Source organism: Actinomadura sp. 3N407 (assembly GCF_052245875.1).
GTDB lineage: Bacteria > Actinomycetota > Actinomycetes > Streptosporangiales > Streptosporangiaceae > Spirillospora.
This window is the reverse complement of the sequence record NZ_JBQQBP010000076.1, coordinates 1-978: the sequence shown is the minus strand read 5'-3', so window position 1 is coordinate 978 and position 978 is coordinate 1. Positions and strand designations below refer to the sequence as shown.

The 978-nt window shown below is 70.1% G+C and carries 1 protein-coding gene; it reads right to left on the bottom strand.

The genetic code is table 11. From position 1 onward, the window contains the following. Positions 1 to 978: ribonuclease J (locus tag ACTWPP_RS44985; protein ID WP_443110616.1), on the bottom strand; the 978-nt coding region annotated here is incomplete at both ends.

Below are 978 nucleotides of genomic sequence, written 5' to 3'. Positions count from 1 at the left end.
ACTCGCCGGTCCTTGAGGGAGAACTCGGTGACCTCGCCGACCGACAGGCCGTCCACGTAGACGTAGCTGCACGGCACCTTGCCGGTGATCTCGGCCACGCCGTCGACCAAGTCGACCACGACGCCGTCTTCGGCGATGACCACGCGCTCGGGCGGAACACCGGTCCGCATCGCCAGCGCGGCGTTCGCGCGCAGATGCCGCCACTCCCCGTGCACGGGCATGACGTTGCGCGGCTTGGCGAGGTTGTAGAAGTACAGCAGCTCCCCGGCCGAGGCGTGCCCGGACACGTGCACCCGGGCGTTCTGCTTGTGGACGACGTTGGCGCCCCACCGGGTCAGGCCGTTGATGACGCGGTTGATGGCGGTCTCGTTGCCCGGGATCATCGAGGACGCCAGCACCACGGTGTCACCGGGCTCGATCCGGATCTGGTGATCACGGTTGGCCATCCGCGACAGCGCCGCCATCGGCTCGCCCTGCGACCCGGTGCACACCAGCACCGTCCGTTCGTCCGGGACGCCGCTCAACGCCTTGGCGTCCATGATCAGGCCCTCGGGGGCGTGCAGGTAGCCCAGCTCGCGGGCCACGTTCATGTTGCGGACCATCGAGCGGCCGACGAACGCCGCGCGCCGCCCCGCGCCGGCCGCCACATCCAGGACCTGCTGGATCCGGTGCACATGGGAGGCGAAGCTCGCCACGATGATCCGCTTCTGGGCGGCGGCGAAGACCTGCTCCAGCACCGGCTTGATCTCCCGCTCATGGGTGACGAAGCCGGGCACCTCGGCGTTGGTCGAGTCGACCAGCAGCAGGTCGATGCCGCGGGCGCCGAGCGCGGCCACGCCCGGCAGGTCGGTCAGGCGGCCGTCCAGGGGGAGCTGGTCCATCTTGAAGTCGCCGGTGTGCAGGACCGTGCCCGCACCGGTGGTGATCGCGACCGCGAGCCCGTCCGGGATCGAGTGGTTCACCGCGTAGAACCGGCAG